Annotated in this window: 15 protein-coding genes and 1 tRNA gene; 8 read left to right on the top strand and 8 right to left on the bottom strand. The window is 68.7% G+C overall.

Annotated features, from left to right (window positions below):
• Window positions 1-211: 211 nt before the first annotated feature.
• A complete protein-coding gene (locus AB0D04_RS02815) occupies window positions 212-1,627 on the bottom strand; it encodes a DUF2252 domain-containing protein (protein WP_362698658.1) in 1,416 nt (471 codons plus the stop codon).
• A gap of 350 nt (window positions 1,628-1,977) precedes the next feature.
• Complete coding sequence (locus tag AB0D04_RS02810) at window positions 1,978-3,213, bottom strand: ABC transporter permease (RefSeq protein WP_362698655.1); 1,236 nt, start codon at window positions 3,211-3,213, stop codon at window positions 1,978-1,980.
• A gap of 277 nt (window positions 3,214-3,490) precedes the next feature.
• Here AB0D04_RS02810 and AB0D04_RS02805 point away from each other — a divergent pair, with 277 nt between their 5' ends.
• Window positions 3,491-3,925 carry a MarR family transcriptional regulator gene (locus tag AB0D04_RS02805; protein WP_362698652.1) on the top strand — a complete coding sequence of 145 codons (435 nt, stop codon included), beginning with the start codon at window positions 3,491-3,493 and terminating at the stop codon, window positions 3,923-3,925.
• Window positions 3,926-4,039: 114 nt separating this feature from the next.
• Here AB0D04_RS02805 and AB0D04_RS02800 read toward each other — a convergent pair whose 3' ends face one another.
• The gene (locus tag AB0D04_RS02800; RefSeq protein WP_362698649.1) at window positions 4,040-4,402 is read right to left on the bottom strand and encodes a helix-turn-helix domain-containing protein; all 363 of its coding nucleotides are present in this window, start codon (window positions 4,400-4,402) and stop codon (window positions 4,040-4,042) included.
• Window positions 4,403-4,529: 127 nt separating this feature from the next.
• On the opposite strand from AB0D04_RS02800, the gene AB0D04_RS02795 reads away from it, so the two are divergent.
• Window positions 4,530-5,180: an NAD(P)H-dependent oxidoreductase gene (locus tag AB0D04_RS02795; protein ID WP_362698646.1), complete on the top strand. Its 651-nt coding sequence runs from the start codon at window positions 4,530-4,532 to the stop codon at window positions 5,178-5,180.
• A 393-nt stretch (window positions 5,181-5,573) separates the two neighbouring features.
• On the opposite strand, the gene AB0D04_RS02790 is transcribed toward AB0D04_RS02795, so the two are convergent.
• Window positions 5,574-5,657: transfer RNA gene (locus AB0D04_RS02790), tRNA-Leu, on the bottom strand.
• A gap of 520 nt (window positions 5,658-6,177) precedes the next feature.
• Between AB0D04_RS02790 and AB0D04_RS02785 the strand changes: the two genes are divergently transcribed.
• The 6 genes from AB0D04_RS02785 (at window position 6,178) to pknB (ending at window position 14,260) form a co-directional block, all read left to right on the top strand.
• Window positions 6,178-6,999: a DUF3662 and FHA domain-containing protein gene (locus AB0D04_RS02785; RefSeq protein WP_362698643.1), complete on the top strand. Its 822-nt coding sequence runs from the start codon at window positions 6,178-6,180 to the stop codon at window positions 6,997-6,999.
• Between the two features lie 10 nt (window positions 7,000-7,009).
• Entirely contained in the window at window positions 7,010-7,537 is a 528-nt protein-coding gene (locus tag AB0D04_RS02780) for an FHA domain-containing protein (protein WP_362698640.1), read from the top strand.
• 132 nt (window positions 7,538-7,669) lie between these two features.
• Entirely contained in the window at window positions 7,670-9,238 is a 1,569-nt protein-coding gene (locus tag AB0D04_RS02775; protein ID WP_362698637.1) for a PP2C family serine/threonine-protein phosphatase, read from the top strand.
• A 23-nt stretch (window positions 9,239-9,261) separates the two neighbouring features.
• A complete protein-coding gene (locus AB0D04_RS02770; RefSeq protein ID WP_362698634.1) occupies window positions 9,262-10,656 on the top strand; it encodes an FtsW/RodA/SpoVE family cell cycle protein in 1,395 nt (464 codons plus the stop codon).
• Entirely contained in the window at window positions 10,653-12,125 is a 1,473-nt protein-coding gene (locus AB0D04_RS02765; protein WP_362698631.1) for a penicillin-binding transpeptidase domain-containing protein, read from the top strand. The genes AB0D04_RS02770 and AB0D04_RS02765 overlap by 4 nt, the downstream gene beginning before the upstream one ends.
• A 146-nt stretch (window positions 12,126-12,271) precedes the next feature.
• Entirely contained in the window at window positions 12,272-14,260 is a 1,989-nt protein-coding gene (pknB, locus tag AB0D04_RS02760; protein ID WP_362698628.1) for a Stk1 family PASTA domain-containing Ser/Thr kinase, read from the top strand.
• Window positions 14,261-14,334: 74 nt separating this feature from the next.
• Here pknB and AB0D04_RS02755 read toward each other — a convergent pair whose 3' ends face one another.
• The 4 genes from AB0D04_RS02755 to AB0D04_RS02740 are packed head-to-tail and all read right to left on the bottom strand — an operon-like array spanning window position 14,335 to window position 17,495.
• A complete protein-coding gene (locus AB0D04_RS02755) occupies window positions 14,335-15,084 on the bottom strand; it encodes a class E sortase (protein WP_362698625.1) in 750 nt (249 codons plus the stop codon).
• A gap of 25 nt (window positions 15,085-15,109) precedes the next feature.
• Window positions 15,110-16,669 carry a class E sortase gene (locus tag AB0D04_RS02750; RefSeq protein WP_362698622.1) on the bottom strand — a complete coding sequence of 520 codons (1,560 nt, stop codon included), beginning with the start codon at window positions 16,667-16,669 and terminating at the stop codon, window positions 15,110-15,112.
• Window positions 16,666-17,322: an aminodeoxychorismate/anthranilate synthase component II gene (locus AB0D04_RS02745; protein WP_362698619.1), complete on the bottom strand. Its 657-nt coding sequence runs from the start codon at window positions 17,320-17,322 to the stop codon at window positions 16,666-16,668. The genes AB0D04_RS02750 and AB0D04_RS02745 overlap by 4 nt, the downstream gene beginning before the upstream one ends.
• Window positions 17,319-17,495, bottom strand: a complete 177-nt coding sequence (locus tag AB0D04_RS02740) for a hypothetical protein (RefSeq protein WP_362698616.1) — start codon at window positions 17,493-17,495, stop codon at window positions 17,319-17,321. The genes AB0D04_RS02745 and AB0D04_RS02740 overlap by 4 nt, the downstream gene beginning before the upstream one ends.
• Window positions 17,496-17,568 lie beyond the last annotated feature (73 nt).

Genomic DNA, 17,568 nt, shown 5'->3' with positions numbered 1-17,568 from the left:
CTGGCGCCTCGCCCCAGGGGTCCCCCTCCCCCCTCCCGCCCCACCCCCTCAGTCCCCACACCTCCACGCCCGCGTCTCCCCAAAGGCAGCCCTGGCCCCGCGCACCCGGGTCGCGTCCGGCCCCGGTGCCCGCGGCCGCCCAGCCCCGGCAGCCCACCGCAGGCCGACGTCAAGCCCGCAGCAAAACACCCCCAGAGCAGGTCTGTCCTGGTCAGACCCCCATTTCCGCCGCTATTCGACCGCTCTTGACCGCCGCCACCAGCTCCGCGTGATCCTCTTCCGTACGGTCCGCATACGCCACCGCGAACCCCACCATCGCCTCGTCCAGCTCCTCCCCCTTGCCGCAATACCCGGCCACCAGCCGCGGGTCCGCACTGTGCGCATGCGCCCTCGCCAGGAGCGCACCGGTCATCCGTGCGTAGTCGTCCATCTGCTCTCCTGTCAGCTGCGCCGGGTCCACGCTCCCCTTGCGGTTCCTGAACTGCCGGACCTGGAACGGCAGCCCTTCGTGCGCTCCGCTCCCTGCCAGGTCCTGCACCGTTGTCCAGCCCAGCAACATGTCGCTCACGACCTGCATCCGCCGCTGCCCGCGCACCACCCGACGCCCCTCGTGCGCCACCGCAGGCACAGTGAACCCGGCCTTCTCGACGAACGGCGTCAGCACCGAACTCCGCGCCTCCTTCACCTGGAGCACCAGCGGCTCGCCCCGGTGATCAAGCAGCAGCACCACGTATGAGCGCAGCCCCACGCTGCCCGTCCCGACCACTCGGAAGGCCACATCGTGCACGGCGTACCTGGCCAGCAGGGGCAGCCGGTCCTCGGGAAGCGTCTCCAGATAGCCGGCGAGCGAGGACGCCACCGCCGCCGCTTCCGCATCCGGTATTCGCCGCAGTACCGGCGGCGCGTCCACAAACCGCCGGCCACCATCCGGCCCCCGCTCCGTGGCCTTGGCCGCGAAGCGCGCGCTGGTGTTCTTACGCGCCTTGGCGGCAACCCGCTCCAGCGTCCCCAGCAGATCCCGGGCGTCGGTGTGCGAGACCAGTTCCTCATCCGCGATCGCGTTCCATGCCTCGGTCACCGGCAGCTTCGCCAGCACTCGCATCGTGCGCCGATACGCGCCCGCCGCGTCCTGCGCCGCCTTCCGGCAGTCGTCCTCGCCGACGCCCGCCTCCCGGCCCGCCAGCACCAGTGACGTCACGAGCCGCTTGACGTCCCACTCCCACGGCCCGTGCAAGGTCTCGTCGAAGTCGTTGAGATCGATGACCAGGCCGCCGCGGGCGTCCGCATAGAGGCCGAAGTTGGCGGCGTGGGCGTCGCCGCATATCTGCGCGCCTATGCCGGTGACGGGAGTCGCCGTGAGGTCGTACGCCATCAGGCCCGCGGAGCCTCGGAGAAAGGCGAAGGGACTGGCAGCCATCCGCCCGACCCGTATCGGCGTCAGCTCCGGCAACCGCCCGGCATTGGACTCCTCGACCGCCGCTACCGCATCCGGCCGCCCGGCCGCGATCGACAGCGCGGCCTGCGCGGAACGAGGCAGCCGCTCGCGCAACGCCCGGCCCGCGGCCTTGCGTGACACCCCCTGCGCATCTGCCTTCGCAAACCCCGGTACGTACGGCACACGCGACATCGCGCGCCACCTCCCCCTCCACGACCTGTTTCTGTCCGGCCCGACCGGCCGGTTCTTTCTCGTTCGCCCATGACGGTACCGACACCGCCCACGGTCCGGCAGGCCCTGTGGATAACTCTCCGTGGCGGCCCGGCGGATGAGGATCAGAGGAGGCGGGGAGGGAACGGAGAAAGGCGGGGAACGAGGTCGGGGACGGTTCGTAGCTTCGTCGTCCCACAAGTACCGCAAGGCAGTTGTGGAGAAAACGCCGACGCAGCATGGGCAAGAGGTGTCAAGAAGGGGCTCGGCAAGCCACCTGACGCAACGCCAGGCAGCCGCCCCACCCCCACCCCCATCACACCCCACCCCACCTACACCCCCACAGCCTCCTCCATCTCCTCCTCCGCTCGCCCCGGCACCGACACCGACACCGACACCGACACCGACACCGTGGCCGCCACCGCAGCCGCCGCCACCGCCGCGGCATTGGCGGCCACCGTCGCCGCGGCCGTGCGCCGCTTCCTCTCGGCCAGGGCTGCCACGCCGACCATCACCGCGCCGACGACCAGCCATACGGCGAGCGTCCAGACATGCCCCGTCAGGCCGTAGCCGTCGAAGTAGAGATGGCTACGGGTGCCCTCGACGAAGCCTGCGCCGTTCCAGAACGAGTGGAGCGCGGCGAAGAAGCCGTTCTGCATCTCGGGGCGGAAGATCCCGCCGGAGGACGTGAAGTTGAGCATCACGAACAGCGCCATCACTCCGAGCGTGGTCCAGCGCTTGAGGAAGGTGTGCAGCCCGGTGCCGATCAGCAGGATGCCCGCCGAGTACAGCCAGGCCATGCCCCATACCCCCCACAGCCCGTGGTCGACAAGGTGGAAGACCGGGCCGGCGAACGCCGCGCCGATGAGGCTGACAACGAAGGACGTACCGAGCGCCAGTGCCGCCCGCTGCCGCAGCGGCAGCACGGCTCCGGCGCCGCCGATCACCGCGACCGAGGCGTACGAGCCGATGCTGATCGCGACCAGCAGGAAGAAGATGCCCTGCCCCGTCGGGTCGTCCTCGGCGGTCGGCGCCACGTCCGTGACCTCGAGCGGGGCGCCCTGCTGCGCCGCGAGCGGGGTGAAGATCTTCTGCACCACGGAGGCGCTGGTGTCGGACCCTGCGGTCGCCACGATCAGCTCAGGAGCGGACGGCCGAGCGGCGCCGGCCGTACCACCGGCGGCGCTCTCCTTCGGCTTCATCACATACGCGCCGAAGATGTCCTGGTGCTTGAGCAGGCCGACCGCTGCGGACCGGTCGCCGACCGTCCGTACGTCCAGGTCACCGCCCGCCTTGTCGTTGATCGACTGAGCAAGCAGCTGCGCGCTCCGGCCCGATCCGACGACCGCGACGGGCAGGTGATGCGGCGCGGGATGCGCAAACGCGCCCAGATACGCCAGGCCCATGCCGATGCACATCAGCAGCGGGGTGATCAGGTGCGTGAGGACGTGACGCAGCCCTGCGGAGTGGGCGGAGCGGTGCGTGCCCTGGTGCTCCGTACGGAGATCGGTTCGGTCGGGACCGCGGGTGTCGCTCCGGCGGTGGTCGGGACGGGGGACCGGACTCATGGTGCAGGCCTTCTCAACTAGTCGAATCGGGCGGGGCAGTTGCCTTGGGCAGGTGGCCGGCGCGGCGCGGCGCGGCGCCGAGCATCGCGGCGCAACAGGACGCAACGCAGCAAGCTCCGCACACCACGCCCCCAGAGCCATTACTGGTCGGCATACACAACTCACCGCGGGCGCTCACGGCACACGCTCACAGCGTCGGCCATTGCAGAGTTGAGTTGGCAATTACAACCATCGACTCACGTTGTACTATACAACTACCTCCAGGAAAGGCAACCCCGTGCCCCACCGCGACACCTCCGTCGAGACCATCCAGCAGGAGATGACTGCGTTCGCCAGGCGGGCCCGCGCGACCGCCGCGCGGATGCACCCCGAGCTGTCGCTGGTCTCCTACACGCTGCTCGCGCACCTCGATGACCAGAACGGATGCCGCGCCACGGACCTGGCAGCGCACTACTTCCTGGACAAGTCCACGGTCAGCCGGCAGATCGCCGCCCTGGAGCGGCTCGGCTTCGTCGAGCGCCGCGTCGATCCGGACGACCAGCGCGTACAGGTGCTGCACCCCACCAAGAAGGGCGCCGAGGTGCTCGCCGATGTCACCGCGAGCCGGCGCCAGGCCTTCCATGAGCGACTGGCGGACTGGGACGAGGCCGACCTCGACCGCTTCGCGACGTATCTACGGCGCTACAACGCCGCCCAGGAACACCTCGGCTGAAACGGACCCGGCCTGCAGGAGAGAAGCGGGAGAACTCCGGCAGAGCCAGGAAATCCCCCGCAGAGGCGGGGGAGCCCCGGCAACCGGAAGACCCCGCCCCCTACTCCCTGCCCCCTACTTCCGGAACCGCTCCGGACACTGCCCGCCATCGGTGAGATACGTCTCGGCCCACCGCGACAGCTCCTTGAGTGCGGGCTCCATCGCCAGGCCGGCCTCCGTCAGCCGGTAGGCGACGCGCAGCGGAGGGCCCGCATCCACTTCACGTACGACCAGGCCGGTCGCCGCCAGCTCCATGAGGCGGTCGGACAGCATGCGCTCGCTGATCCCGGGGATGGCCCGCCGCAGATCGGCGAAGTGCACCGGGCCCGGCATCAAGGTGGCGACGATCAAGCCCGTCCAGCGCTTGCCGAACAGCTCGAAGACGCGCGTCATGCCGACGTCGACCTGTCTGCACATCGCCTCACCGTGGTCCGCCATGGACCCAGAGTACCGCGCTCCCGTTGGCTACTGCAGAAAAGTAAGCTCCTGTGCTATTAATAGCGACGTACGGAATTCAACAAGTGTGCCGAGCATCGTCCGGCCGCAACCCGAAGGACCGATCACCATGGCCACCCTTCTGCACATCGACTCCTCCGTCTTCCCCGAGGGCGGCTCCGCTTCCCGTGCGGTGACCTCGGCCTTCCGCAAGGCCTGGGAGGAGCAGCACCCCGACGGCACCGTCATCTACCGCGACCTGGGCGCCGACCCGCTGCCGCACCTGGACGCCGTCGCCGCCTCCGCCGGCTTCGCCGACCCCGCCACCCACTCCCCCGAGCAGCAGGCCGCCTTTGCGCTGCGCGTCGAGCTCGCCGAGGAGCTGGAGCAGGCCGACGCGGTCCTGATAGCCGCGCCGATGTACAACTTCACGATCCCCTCCACCCTGAAGGCGTGGCTGGACCAGGTGATCATCATGGGCCGTACGGCGGGCGCCGAGCCGTCCGCCAAGGGCACCCCGGTCACCGTCGTCGCCAGCCGCGGCGGCTCGTACGCGCCCGGCACCCCCCGCGAGGGCATGGAGTACGTGCAGAACTACCTCGAGGCCGTCCTCGGCGGCGGGCTCGGCCTGGAGGTGGACTTCATCGTCCCCGAGCTGACCATGGCGCCGGCGAACGCGGCGATGGCCGACCTGATCCCGAAGTACGAAGCCTCCCGCGACAAGGCCCTCGAGGACGCGGCGACCAAGGCGAAGGCCCTCGTCGAGCGCTTCGCCGCCTGACGCGGCAGCCGGCAACCGGGGTCCGCGACAGGTACGCGTACCCCCGGAGTGGGGAGCGGCGCCATCACGCCGCTCCCCGTTCCGGCGCCCCGCCCATCCCCACCGTCACCAGCGGCCCCACCGCGAGCACCGCCCGTAAAACCGCCCGCAGCCGCAAAAACAATCAAGCACTCAATGCAGCCAATACGGCTAATGCGGCCAATGCAATGAATGCGAGAGATACAGTGAATGTCCGAATGTGATGCAGTCCTCAGCCTTTCGCGGCCGGACCCACCGTCCGGGAAGAGCACGCCACGGAAGAGCACCCCGCCCAGTGCCCTACGCCACAAGGTGACAAACACAACAAGAAACCCCCGGTCTCCGGATTTCTCCGGAGACCGGGGGTCTCATCTGTGCGCGAGGGGGGAGTTGAACCCCCACGCCCTTTCGGGCACTGGAACCTGAATCCAGCGCGTCTGCCTATTCCGCCACCCGCGCATGGGTGTTGCCGATTGGTTCTCTCACGTGATCCGGGCTGTTCTGTCCGGGTCTTGTGCGAGCGCCTGCCGACATCCAGAAGATTAGCACGGTGTCGAGGGTGCCTTCACACGCCTTTCCCCCGGTCCCCGCGCCGCGGCCGCCGCCGGACCGTCGGCCCGCGCTCACCGGGGCATTCGCCGAGTGCGGTGCCAAGGGTTCACACTCGCGGTGTCCGCCGGCGGTGGTCGTACCGTTCGCCGGGCATCCCCGGGGCGTAACCGGAAGGGCTCACACCCCGCCCGGTCGGGCAGCCTGGCGGTTGCGGGACACTGTGTTGGGGGCACATCTACGATCGCAGTACTTGAACAGTGGGCAAGGAGACAGGCAAGGTCCGGGCAACCCTGTGAGGGGCGACACTCGTCTCCCAGGCGGGAAAGGGGAACCAGCCGATTTCCCCACGCGTGGATACGATCAGTAAGCAGTATCAGGACGACCCGATCAGGACGACCCCGACGAAGGCTGAGGAAGGAGGTGCCCCGTGGGAGTACTGAAGCGTTTCGAGCAGCGTCTCGAAGGTCTCGTCAACGGCACCTTCGCCAAGGTGTTCAAGTCCGAGGTGCAGCCCGTCGAGATCGCCGGCGCGCTGCAGCGCGAGTGCGACAACAACGCCACCATCTGGAACCGCGACCGCACGGTCGTCCCCAATGACTTCATCGTGGAGCTGAGCACGCCGGACTACGAGCGGCTGAGCCCGTACAGCGGCCAGCTCGGCGACGAGCTGTCGGGCATGGTCCGCGACTATGCCAAGCAGCAGCGGTACACCTTCATGGGCCCGATCAAGGTCCATCTGGAGAAGGCCGACGATCTCGACACCGGCCTGTACCGCGTCCGCAGCCGTACGCTCGCCTCCAGCACGTCCCAGGAGCCGGCCGGCCAGCGCGCCCCCGCGATGCCCCGCGGCGGCCAGCCCGGCGGCGGCCATGTGGCCGCGCCTCCCATGCCCCCGTCCCCGCCCCCCGGCGGCGCGCAGCCCGTACCCCGTACGGCACCGCCCGCTGCGGGACCGCAGCCCTATGCGCAGACCCGGCGCTGGATCGAGATCAACGGCACCCGCCACCAGATCTCGCGCCCGACGCTTGTGCTGGGCCGCAGCACCGACGCCGACGTACGGATCGACGACCCGGGTGTCTCCCGGCGTCACTGTGAGATCCGGGTCGGAACGCCCCCCACGATCCAGGATCTGGGTTCCACGAACGGCATCGTGGTAGACGGGCAGCACACCACTCGCGCTAATCTCCGCGACGGCTCACGAATTGTCGTGGGCAGTACCACCATCGTTTACCGGCAAGCCGAAGGGTGAAGCGGGGGCAATGTCAGAGCTGACCCTCACGGTCATGCGGTTGGGTTTCCTCGCCGTACTGTGGCTGTTCGTCATCGTGGCCGTTCAGGTCATCCGCAGCGATCTGTTCGGCACGCGCGTCACACAGCGCGGTGCCGCCCGGCGCGGCGGACAGGAACCGCGTGCGCAGCGCCAGGCTGCGGCGCCGCAGCAGCAACCGCGCCGCCAGGAGGGCGGCCGCGGCAACAACCGCCAGCGCCGCGGAGCACCCACCAAGCTGGTGGTCTCCGAGGGCTCGCTGACCGGCACCACCGTCGCCCTCCAGGGCCAGACGATCTCGCTGGGCCGTGCGCACGACTCCACCATCGTGCTGGACGACGACTACGCGTCCAGCAGGCATGCCAGGATCTACCCGGACCGTGACGGCCAGTGGATCGTCGAGGACCTCGGTTCCACCAACGGCACGTACCTGGACCGGACCCGACTGACGACCCCGACACCGATTCCGCTGGGAGCCCCGATCCGCATCGGCAAGACCGTCATCGAGCTGCGGAAGTAGTACGACAATGAGCGAGCGGAGCGAGCGAGCCGCGGCGGTCCACTCGACGGACCCGGGTGTGCTCCCGACCGGAGGGTGGGCAGTGTGGCTCGAGGAGACCGGCTGTACCCCGAACCGACGGGTGAGGTGCGCATGAGTCTGTCACTGCGCTTCGCCGCCGGATCGCACAAGGGCATGATCCGCGAGGGCAACGAGGACTCCGGTTACGCCGGGCCGCGCCTCCTTGCCATCGCCGACGGCATGGGCGGCCAGGCCGCCGGTGAGGTCGCCTCCTCCGAGGTGATCTCCACACTCGTCCAGCTCGACGACGATGTTCCGGGCTCGGACATCCTCACGTCGCTCGGCACGGCCGTGCAGCGGGCCAATGACCAGCTGCGGGTGATGGTCGAGGAAGATGCACAGCTGGAGGGCATGGGCACGACGCTCACCGCCCTGCTGTGGACCGGGCAGCGGCTCGGCCTCGTCCACGTCGGTGACTCGCGCGCGTATCTGCTGCGGGACGGCGTGCTGACGCAGATCACCCAGGACCACACCTGGGTGCAGCGGCTGGTCGACGAGGGCCGGATCACCGAGGAAGAGGCCACCACGCATCCGCAGCGGTCGCTGCTGATGCGGGCGCTCGGGAGCGGCGATCATGTCGAGCCGGACCTGTCGATCCGTGAGGTGCGGGCCGGGGACCGGTATCTGATCTGCTCGGACGGGCTGTCCGGGGTCGTCAGCCACCAGACGCTGGAAGAGACTCTCGCCAGTTACCACGGGCCGCACGAGACGGTGCAGGAGCTGATCCAGCTCGCGCTGCGTGGCGGCGGGCCCGACAACATCACCTGCATCGTGGCCGACGTCCTGGATGTGGACGGCGCGGACACGATGACCGGGCAGCTCAACGACACCCCGGTGATCGTCGGTGCCGTCGCCGAGAACCAGCACCAGCTCAGCGACCCGAGCACGATGCAGACGCCGGCCGCCCGCGCCGCCGAGCTCGGTCGGCGCGAGACCCCCCCGCCGCCTCCTGGAGGTGCCTTCGGCCCGCCCGGCAGCGGAGGTCCCGACGTCGGGGGCCCGCCGCAGGGCTCCTTCGGCGCGTTCACGGACGAGGACTTCCTCAAGCCGCAGCGGCGCGGGAAGTGGATCAAGCGGTCGCTGATCATCGCCCTTGCGCTGGCCGTGGTCGGCGGCGGGCTCTACGGCGGCTACCGCTGGACGCAGACCCAGTACTTCGTCGGGGCCAAGGACAATCACGTCGCGCTCTACCGGGGCATCAGCCAGGACCTGGCGTGGATCTCGCTGAACGACGTGGACGAGGACCACCCCGAGATCGAACTCAAGTACCTACCCGTGTACCAGCGGAACCAGGTCAAGGAGACGATCGCGGTCGACAGCCGCACCCAGGCGAGCGAGAAGGTCACCGAGCTCGGCAAGCAGGCCAATGCCTGTGTCGCCAAGGAGCAGCGGGAGGCCGCCGCCGAAGAGGCGGCCCGTAACAAGGGCCGCGGCGAGGCCGGTGAGACATCGGGCGGCAAGACCGGCTCGGCCGGCAAGCCGGGCAGCACGACCAAGCCCGGCACGGCCGACAAGGCCGGGAAGCCCGACAGCGACCGGCCCGGCACGCTCGCCGCGTCCGCGACTCCCACACCCACCACCAGCCAGGCCCCCTCCGAGGAGCAGCAGAAGCTGGAAAAAAATTGCAGCACCCAGCAGTGAGGGCGTAGGGGGCCGTACATCTGATGAGTACCACCAACACCACCACCATCGGCACCATCGGGGCCCCGAGCCGCCGCAACACCGAGCTGGCGATGCTCGTCTTCGCGGTGCTGATTCCGGTGTTCGCCTACATCAACGTCGGTCTGGCGAAGGAGGGTTCGGTCCCCGCCGGCGTCCTCGGCTACGCGCTGGGGCTGGGTCTGCTGGCGGGCGTCGCGCATCTGGTCGTCCGTAAGTGGGCGCCGTACGCCGACCCGCTGATGCTGCCCATCGCCACCCTGCTCAACGGCCTGGGTCTGGTCTTCATCTGGCGTCTCGACCAGGAACCGACGATCACCACCAAGCAGCTCGGCGGAGCGATGGCTCCGGGCCAGATGATGTGGTCCACGCTCGGTGTCGGGCTCTTCCTGGCCGTGCTGGTCTTCCTCAAGGACCACCGTGTCCTGCAGCGCTACACCTATATCTCCATGGTCGTCGCGCTGGCACTGCTGATCGCTCCGGTGTTTTTCCCGGCACGGTTCGGTGCGCGCATCTGGATCACCATCCCGGGTCTCGGCTCGCTGCAGCCCGGTGAGTTCGCGAAGATCATCATCGCGATCTTCTTCGCCGGCTATCTGATGGTGAAGCGGGACGCGCTGGCGCTGGCCAGCCGACGCTTCATGGGGCTCTACCTCCCGCGCGGCCGCGACCTCGGCCCGATCCTCGTCATCTGGGCGCTGAGCCTGATGATCCTGGTCTTCGAGACCGACCTGGGTACCTCGCTGCTGTTCTTCGGCCTGTTCGTCGTGATGCTGTACGTCGCGACCGAGCGGACCAGCTGGATCGTGTTCGGCCTGCTGCTCAGCGCGGGCGGCGCGGTGGCGGTGGCGACGTTCGAGTCGCACGTCCAGTTGCGTGTCCACAACTGGCTCAACCCGCTGGCGCTGGACCACGGCGGTGTCACCGAGACCGCCCAGGCCATGTACTCCTTCGGCTCCGGCGGCATCATGGGTTCCGGCCTCGGCCAGGGCTACTCCCGCCTCATCCTCGGTATCGCGCCGAAGAGTGACTACATTCTCGCCACCGTCGGCGAGGAGATCGGTCTCGCCGGTCTGATGGCCATCCTGATGCTCTACGGCCTGCTGATCGAGCGCGGTATCCGTACGGCGCTGGCCGCCCGTGACCCGTTCGGCAAGCTGCTGGCGATCGGCCTGTCGGGCGCCTTCGCGCTGCAGGTCTTCGTCGTCGGCGGCGGTGTGACGGGCCTGATCCCGCTGACCGGTATGACGATGCCGTTCCTGGCCCAGGGCGGCTCGTCCGTGATCGCCAACTGGGCACTGGTCGCGATCCTGCTGCGGATCAGCGACACCGCGCGACGGCCGGCCCCCGCCCCTGCCCCGTCCCCCGACGCCGAGATGACCCAGGTGGTCCGCCCGTGAACAAGCCCCTGCGCCGGGTCGCGATCTTCTGCGGCCTGCTCGTCCTCGCGCTGCTGATCCGCGTCAACTGGGTGCAGTTCGTCCAGGCCGACGAGCTCAAGAACGACCCGCACAACCGCCGGGTCGCCATCGAGCGCTACAGCATGCCGCGCGGCAACATCATCGTGGACGGCAAGGCCATCACCGGCTCGACGACCACCGACAGCGGCGACTTCAAGTACAAGCGGACGTACAAGAACGGCACGATGTGGGCGCCGGTCACCGGCTATGCCTCACAGGCCTTCGACGCCAACCAGCTGGAGAAGCTGAACGACGGCATCCTGTCCGGCACCGACGACAAGCTCTTCTTCAGCCGCACGGTCGACATGTTCACCGGCGGCCAGCAGAAGGGCGGCAACGTGGTGACCACGCTGGACGCCAAGGCCCAGAAGGCCGCCTTCAAGGGGCTGGGCGACAAGAAGGGCGCGGTCGCCGCGATCAACCCGGAGACCGGCGCGATCCTGGCGCTGGCCAGCACCCCGTCGTACGACCCGTCGACGTTCGCGGGCAACACCGACAAGGACGCCGAGGCGTACAACGCGCTGCAGAAGAAGAACAACCCGGACGAGCCGATGCTCAACCGGGCGCTGCGCCAGACGTACCCGCCCGGCTCCACCTTCAAGGTCGTCACGGCCGCGGCGGCGCTGGAGAACGGTCGCTACGACGACGTCGACGCCAAGACGGACTCGCCGCTGCCGTACACGCTCCCCGACACCTCGGGCATCAAGCTGGAGAACGAAGGCCCCATCCCCTGCAAGGACGCCAGCCTGCGTGTGGCGCTGCAGTATTCCTGCAACACGGTCTTCGGCAAGATCAGCGCCGATCTCGGCAACAAGAAGATGAAGGCCGAGGCGGAGAAGTTCGGCTTCAACAACGCGGAGATCGACATCCCGGTCCGGGCCGCGGAGAGCATCTTCCCCACGGACAACCGGCCGCAGAACGCGATGGCCGGCATCGGCCAGGCGTCCAACCGCGCCACCCCGCTGCAGATGGCCATGGTCGCCTCGGCGGTCGCCAACGACGGCAAGCTGATGAAGCCGTACATGGTCGAGCAGCTGGAGGCCCAGAACCTCAATGTGATCCAGCAGCACACGCCGCAGGTGATGAACGAGCCGCTCTCGCCGGAGAACGCGCAGAAGATGCAGAGCATCATGCAGACCGTCGTCACGGAAGGCACGGGAAAAAGGGCTCAGATCGGTGGCGGCGTCACTGTCGGCGGTAAGACCGGTACCGCGCAGCACGGCGAGGACAACAAGGACAACCCGTACGCCTGGTTCATCTCGTACGCGAAGACCGCCAAGGGCAGCCCCGTCGCGGTCGCCGTGGTCATTGAGGGTTCCGACACACTCCGCGATGACATCGCCGGTGGCGCGCTCGCAGCTCCCATCGCCAAGGACGTCATGGAGGCGGTACTCGAGAGCAACAAGTGACGCGGGTCGTGCCAATACCGGTCGGATATCAGGTTGCGGCAGCGGCCCGGTCCGGTGCAGCGCGCCGGGTACGGTATGCCCGGACAGCACACCGCCGGACCACACACGGGTGCGGTCGGGACTGACGGAGAGGGCTGGAGAAGCTTATGGAAGAGCCGCGTCGCCTCGGCGGCCGGTACGAGCTGGGGTCGGTGCTCGGCCGCGGTGGCATGGCGGAGGTCTACCTCGCCCATGACACCCGCCTGGGCCGCACCGTCGCTGTGAAGACGCTGCGGGTGGACCTTGCCCGTGATCCGTCCTTCCAGGCCCGGTTCCGCCGTGAGGCCCAGTCGGCCGCCTCGCTGAACCATCCGTCGATCGTCGCGGTGTACGACACCGGCGAGGACTATGTCGACGGGGTCTCGATCCCGTACATCGTCATGGAGTACGTCGACGGCTCCACGCTGCGTGAGCTGCTGCACTCCGGCCGGAAGCTGCTGCCCGAGCGCTCGCTGGAGATGACCACCGGCGTCCTGCAGGCTCTGGAGTACTCGCACCGCGCCGGCATCGTGCACCGTGACATCAAGCCGGCCAACGTCATGCTGACCCGCACCGGCCAGGTCAAGGTCATGGACTTCGGCATCGCCCGCGCGATGGGCGATGCCGGTATGACCATGACGCAGACCGCGGCGGTCATCGGCACCGCGCAGTACCTCTCGCCCGAGCAGGCGAAGGGCGAGCAGGTCGATGCCCGCTCCGACCTGTACTCCACGGGCTGTCTGCTCTACGAGCTGCTCACCGTGCGGCCCCCGTTCATCGGTGATTCGCCGGTCGCGGTGGCGTATCAGCATGTGCGGGAAGAGCCGCAGAAGCCGAGCAACTTCGATCCCGAGATCACGCCGGAGATGGACGCAATCGTCCTGAAGGCGCTGGTCAAGGACCCGGACTACCGCTATCAGTCGGCCGACGAGATGCGCGCCGACATCGAGGCGGCGCTGGATGGGCAGCCGGTCGCCGCGACCTCCGCGATGGCCGCGGGCGGCTTCGACCAGGACCAGCCGACCACGATGCTGCGTCCGCAGGACGGCGGCCCGAAGACCTCCATGCTCCCGCCGATGAACCCTGACGCCGGCGGCTACGACGAGCGCGCCGACCGGCGGCGCGGCGGTGGCCAGAAGAAGAGCCACACCTCGACAATTCTGCTGGTGATCGCGGCGGTCCTCGTCCTGGTCGGTGCGATCTTCATCGGCCGGGCGATGTTCAGCGGCAACGACACCAACGGCAAGCAAGAGCTGATCGACCTCACCCAGAAGTCCCTGAGCGAAGCCAAGGTCTACGGGAAGAACGGCAACTTCAAGGTCGCCCTCGGCGGCCGCAAGCCCTGCACCAACACCGAAAAGGGCAAGATCACCTCGCAGGAACCGGCGGCCGGCACGAAGATCGGGAAGGGCGAGACGGTCACGGTCACGTTGTGCACGGGGCCGGTCAAGGTGAGGATCCCCGACGTCAGCGGTTTCACGTACGCGAACGCGGCCAAGGACCTCGAGGAGAAGGGCTTCACCAACGTCAGCAAGAAGACGGAGACGTCCGAGCGTAAGCCGGGCACCGTCATCCGCCAGGACCCCGACGCCCAGACCAAGGTGGCCAAGGACACCCACATCACGCTGACGGTTGCGCAGGAGAGCCCGAAGCAGGATGTCCCGGACGTCAAGGGCCAGGACTTCGCGGCGGCCGAGAAGCAGCTGAAGGACAACGGCTTCCAGGTCGTCAGGACCGACCAGGAAGTCACCGACCCGAACCAGGTCGGCAAGGTGATCGAGCAGAGCCCGGAGGGCAATACCAAGGCCAAGCCGGGCTCGACCATCACCCTCACGGTCGGCAAGGCCGGGGCGCAGACGCCGGTTCCCAAGGTCGTCGGCTTGAGCCTGAAGGACGCGAGGCAGGCGCTGCAGCAGGCCGGATTCACGAACATCCAGATCGCCGGCGGCGGTCCGCAGGACGACAAGGCCCTCGTGGCCACGCAGGACCCGGCGGAGAACACGCCGTCCGACCCCGCCGCCACGACCGTCACGCTGACCACCCAGGACGCCGGCGGCAACGATAGCGGGGGCAACAACGGCAACGATGGCGGTGGCTGGCTCGGCGGTCACTTCTGATAGCAGCCCCGCACTGGTACGACGAAGCCCCGGCAGCCCTTGGAGGGCCGCCGGGGCTTCGTCGTGGGCGAGGGCTAGCGGAGTTCCTTGGGGGGTGTGCGGTCCGCGTCGACCTTTTCCGTGCGCTGCAGTTCGCCCCAGACGACGTAGCGGTAGTTCGAGGTGTAGACCGGGGTGCAGGTCGTGAGGGTGATGTAGCGGCCGGCCTTGTGCTTGCCGGACTCCTTGGGGATGTCGTCGAGGACGTCCACGTTGTACTTCGAGGTCTGGCCGAGCACGGCGTAGACCTTGTAGACGTACCAGGTGTCCCGGGTCTCGAAGACGATCGCGTCGCCGTCCTTGAGCTTGTCGATGTTGTGGAACTTCGCGCCATGGCCGTCGCGGTGCGCGGCAAGGGTGAAGTTGCCCTTCTTGTCCTTCGGCAGCTCCGACTTGACCGGCTTGGTGTAGTAGCCGGCCACCCCCTCATTGAGGATTTCGGCGTCGGTGCCCTTCTTGACCAGTATCTCGGCGTCGTCCATCGCCGGGACGTGCAGGAAGCCGATGCCGTCCTTGGTGTCCAGCGCGCCCGGGCCCTTGGGGCCGCTGGGGCCGGCATGGGACCAGTGCTCGCGTACCGCGTCGCCCTGCTTGTGTGCCTCACGGTCTGCGAGGACGTTGGTCCACCACAACGAGTAGACGACGAACAGGCCCAGGATCAGTCCGGCCGTGATCAGCAGCTCACCGATGACGCTGACGACGGAGGCGACGATCCGCCATCCGCGGCGCGGCTTCGGTGACGGCTCCGAGGGGTCGGTGTCCTCGTCGTGTCCGGTCGCAGTCACCGCGTCATACCCCTCTTACATTCGTTCAGCCTGTGAGCGCTGCCGGTTTGCCCTTGCTCCGCGGGCGCTCGTCGACCATCTTGCCCCAGACGATCATCCGAAAGGTACTGGTGAATTCCGGGGTGCAGGTCGTCAGCGTGATGTAGCGTCCGGGGCCGGTGAATCCCGAGCCGGGCGGTACGGGTCCGATCACGCCGGTGTTGCCCGGAGACGTCTGCGGGAGGATGCTCTGCATCTCGTACGTGTAGTACGCGCTCCGGGTCTCGACAATGATCTTGTCGCCCTTGGCGAGCTTGTTGACGTAGCGGAACGGCTCGCCGTGGGTGTTGCGATGGCCGGCCACCGCGAAGTTGCCCTTCTTGTCCCAGGGCATCGCGGTCTTGATCCCGCTGCTCTTGTCGTAGTGGCCGACCATGCCGTGGTCGAGCACATTGTGCTTGTCAATGCCCTCGGCTATCGGCGCCTTCACATCCAGCTTCGGGATGTACATGATGCCGAAGCGCTCGCCGACCGCGAGGTTCTTCTTTTCTCCGCCACCCTTTTCCCACTGGTGCTCGAGGGTGCTGGCGGCGCCGCCCGCTTCCTCGCCGGCCATCACATTCGTCCACCACAGCTGGTAGGTGACGAAGAGCAGCATCAGCACGCCGAGGCTGATGAACACCTCGCCCACGGCGCGGCTGACGATCAGGCTGAGGCTGTCCTTGGCGGCTCGTGCGGCGCGCCGGGCCTCCAGGCGGGAGGTGGGGGCGGGCGGCGGTTCGGCGGCCGCTTTGGTGGCCGCTGCGGCCGCGGCGGCTGCGGTGGCCCCGCCTCCGTGCCGGCCGCGTCTGCCACCCCGCTTGGCGGCCTCCTGTGCGGCCTTGCGCCGGGCCGCCCGGCCGCCCGGCGCGGGTGCCGCGGATGTTTCACGTGAAACGGCGTCGTCGGCATCGGTTTCACGTGAAACATCGGCATGGTCGTCGGTTTCACGTGAAACATCGGCCCCGTCGCGGCCCGTGCTCGGCTCCTCGGCCTGGCGCAGCGCCATCGTCTCGTCGTCCTGCTGCGATCCGGCGGCGGACGGCGGGGGCGAGACGGGGGCCGGAGCGGCGGGGGCGGGGGGCTCCGGTGCGGCATACGGCGCGGGGGTCGAATCGGCGGCCGTAAAGGTCTCGTACCCGGGGCCGTAGTCGCGCCCCTGGTCGTACGCGCCGGGTTCCGGCCCGAATATGCCCGGCCGGCGCGCTGTGGGTCCGTAGGAGTGCGGCTCGGGTGCAGGCGGCGGATCCAGCGGGCCAGGCTGTTCCCCTTCGCGATGCGGCCGGAACCAGGGCGAGCCGTCGCTCGCGGCGTGCTGGGCCGGCGGCCCTGGTTGCTCGTACGGCTCGGGGCCGGGGGCCGGTGGCTGCGCCGCCTGGCCCGGCAGCGGATCGTTCAGCGGGTCACTGAGTTGCCCGACGGCCGCCTCGAAGGCGTCGGGCGGGCCGTACGGATCGAGCGGGTCGTGCGGCGCCTGCGGCGCGGGGCGCTGCTCGGACGCATACGGCTGGTCTGACTCGTACGGCTCATTGGGTCTCCCTTCACGCTCCGGGCGCAGGGCCGTCACGCGCCCGCCTTGCCGACCACCGGGGCCAGCCCCGTGGACCGCCGCAGGGCTCCCTCGTCGCCGCATTCCACCAGCCAGTTGGCCAGCATCTTGTGTCCCCACTCGGTCAGCACCGACTCGGGGTGGAACTGCACGCCCTCCACCGGGAGTTCGCGGTGCCGTACGCCCATGATGATGCGCCCGCCGGGGGCGCCCTCGGCGTCCGTCCAGGCGGTGACGGTCAGCTCGTCAGGGACGGTGTCCGGCTCGATGGCCAGGGAGTGGTAGCGCGTGGCCGTGAAGGGGGAGGGCAGGCCGGAGAAGACGCCTGCGCCCTCGTGGGTGACGAGCGAGGTCTTGCCGTGCAGGAGCTCGGGGGCCCGGTCCACCACGCCGCCGTAGGCGACTGCCATCGATTGCATGCCCAGACAGACGCCGAACACCGGCACGCCGGTTTCCGCGCAGTGCCGGACCATGTCGACGCAGACGCCGGCCTGCTCGGGTGTGCCGGGGCCGGGCGAGAGCAGGACGCCGTCGAAGCCGTCCTGGGCGTGCCGTGGGGCGACCTCGTCATTGCGCAGCACCTCGCACTCGGCACCGAGTTGGGAGAGGTACTGGACGAGGTTGAAGACAAAGCTGTCGTAGTTGTCGACGACGAGAATCCGTGCGGTCATCGGAGTGCCGCCATCCCTTCATTGACCGTGACGTCATTGAAGGGGAGCAGCGGCTCCGCCCACGGAAAGACGTACTGGAAGAGCACGAAGACGACCGCCAGCGCCAGCACCAGTGAAATGAGGGCCTTCACCCAGGTGTTGCCCGGCAGATGCCGCCAGATCCAGCCGTACATGCGCTCGCTGTCCCCTTGCCGATGCCGATGACGTTGTCGGTTGCCCCACCAGAGTAAGGGGCGAGGGCGGGCG

Origin of the sequence: Streptomyces sp. NPDC048483, from assembly GCF_040651455.1 — a bacterium.
Classification (GTDB): Bacteria; Actinomycetota; Actinomycetes; order Streptomycetales; family Streptomycetaceae; genus Streptomyces.
The sequence above is the reverse complement of the archived record's forward strand: the minus strand, read 5'-3'. Positions and strand labels throughout refer to the sequence as shown.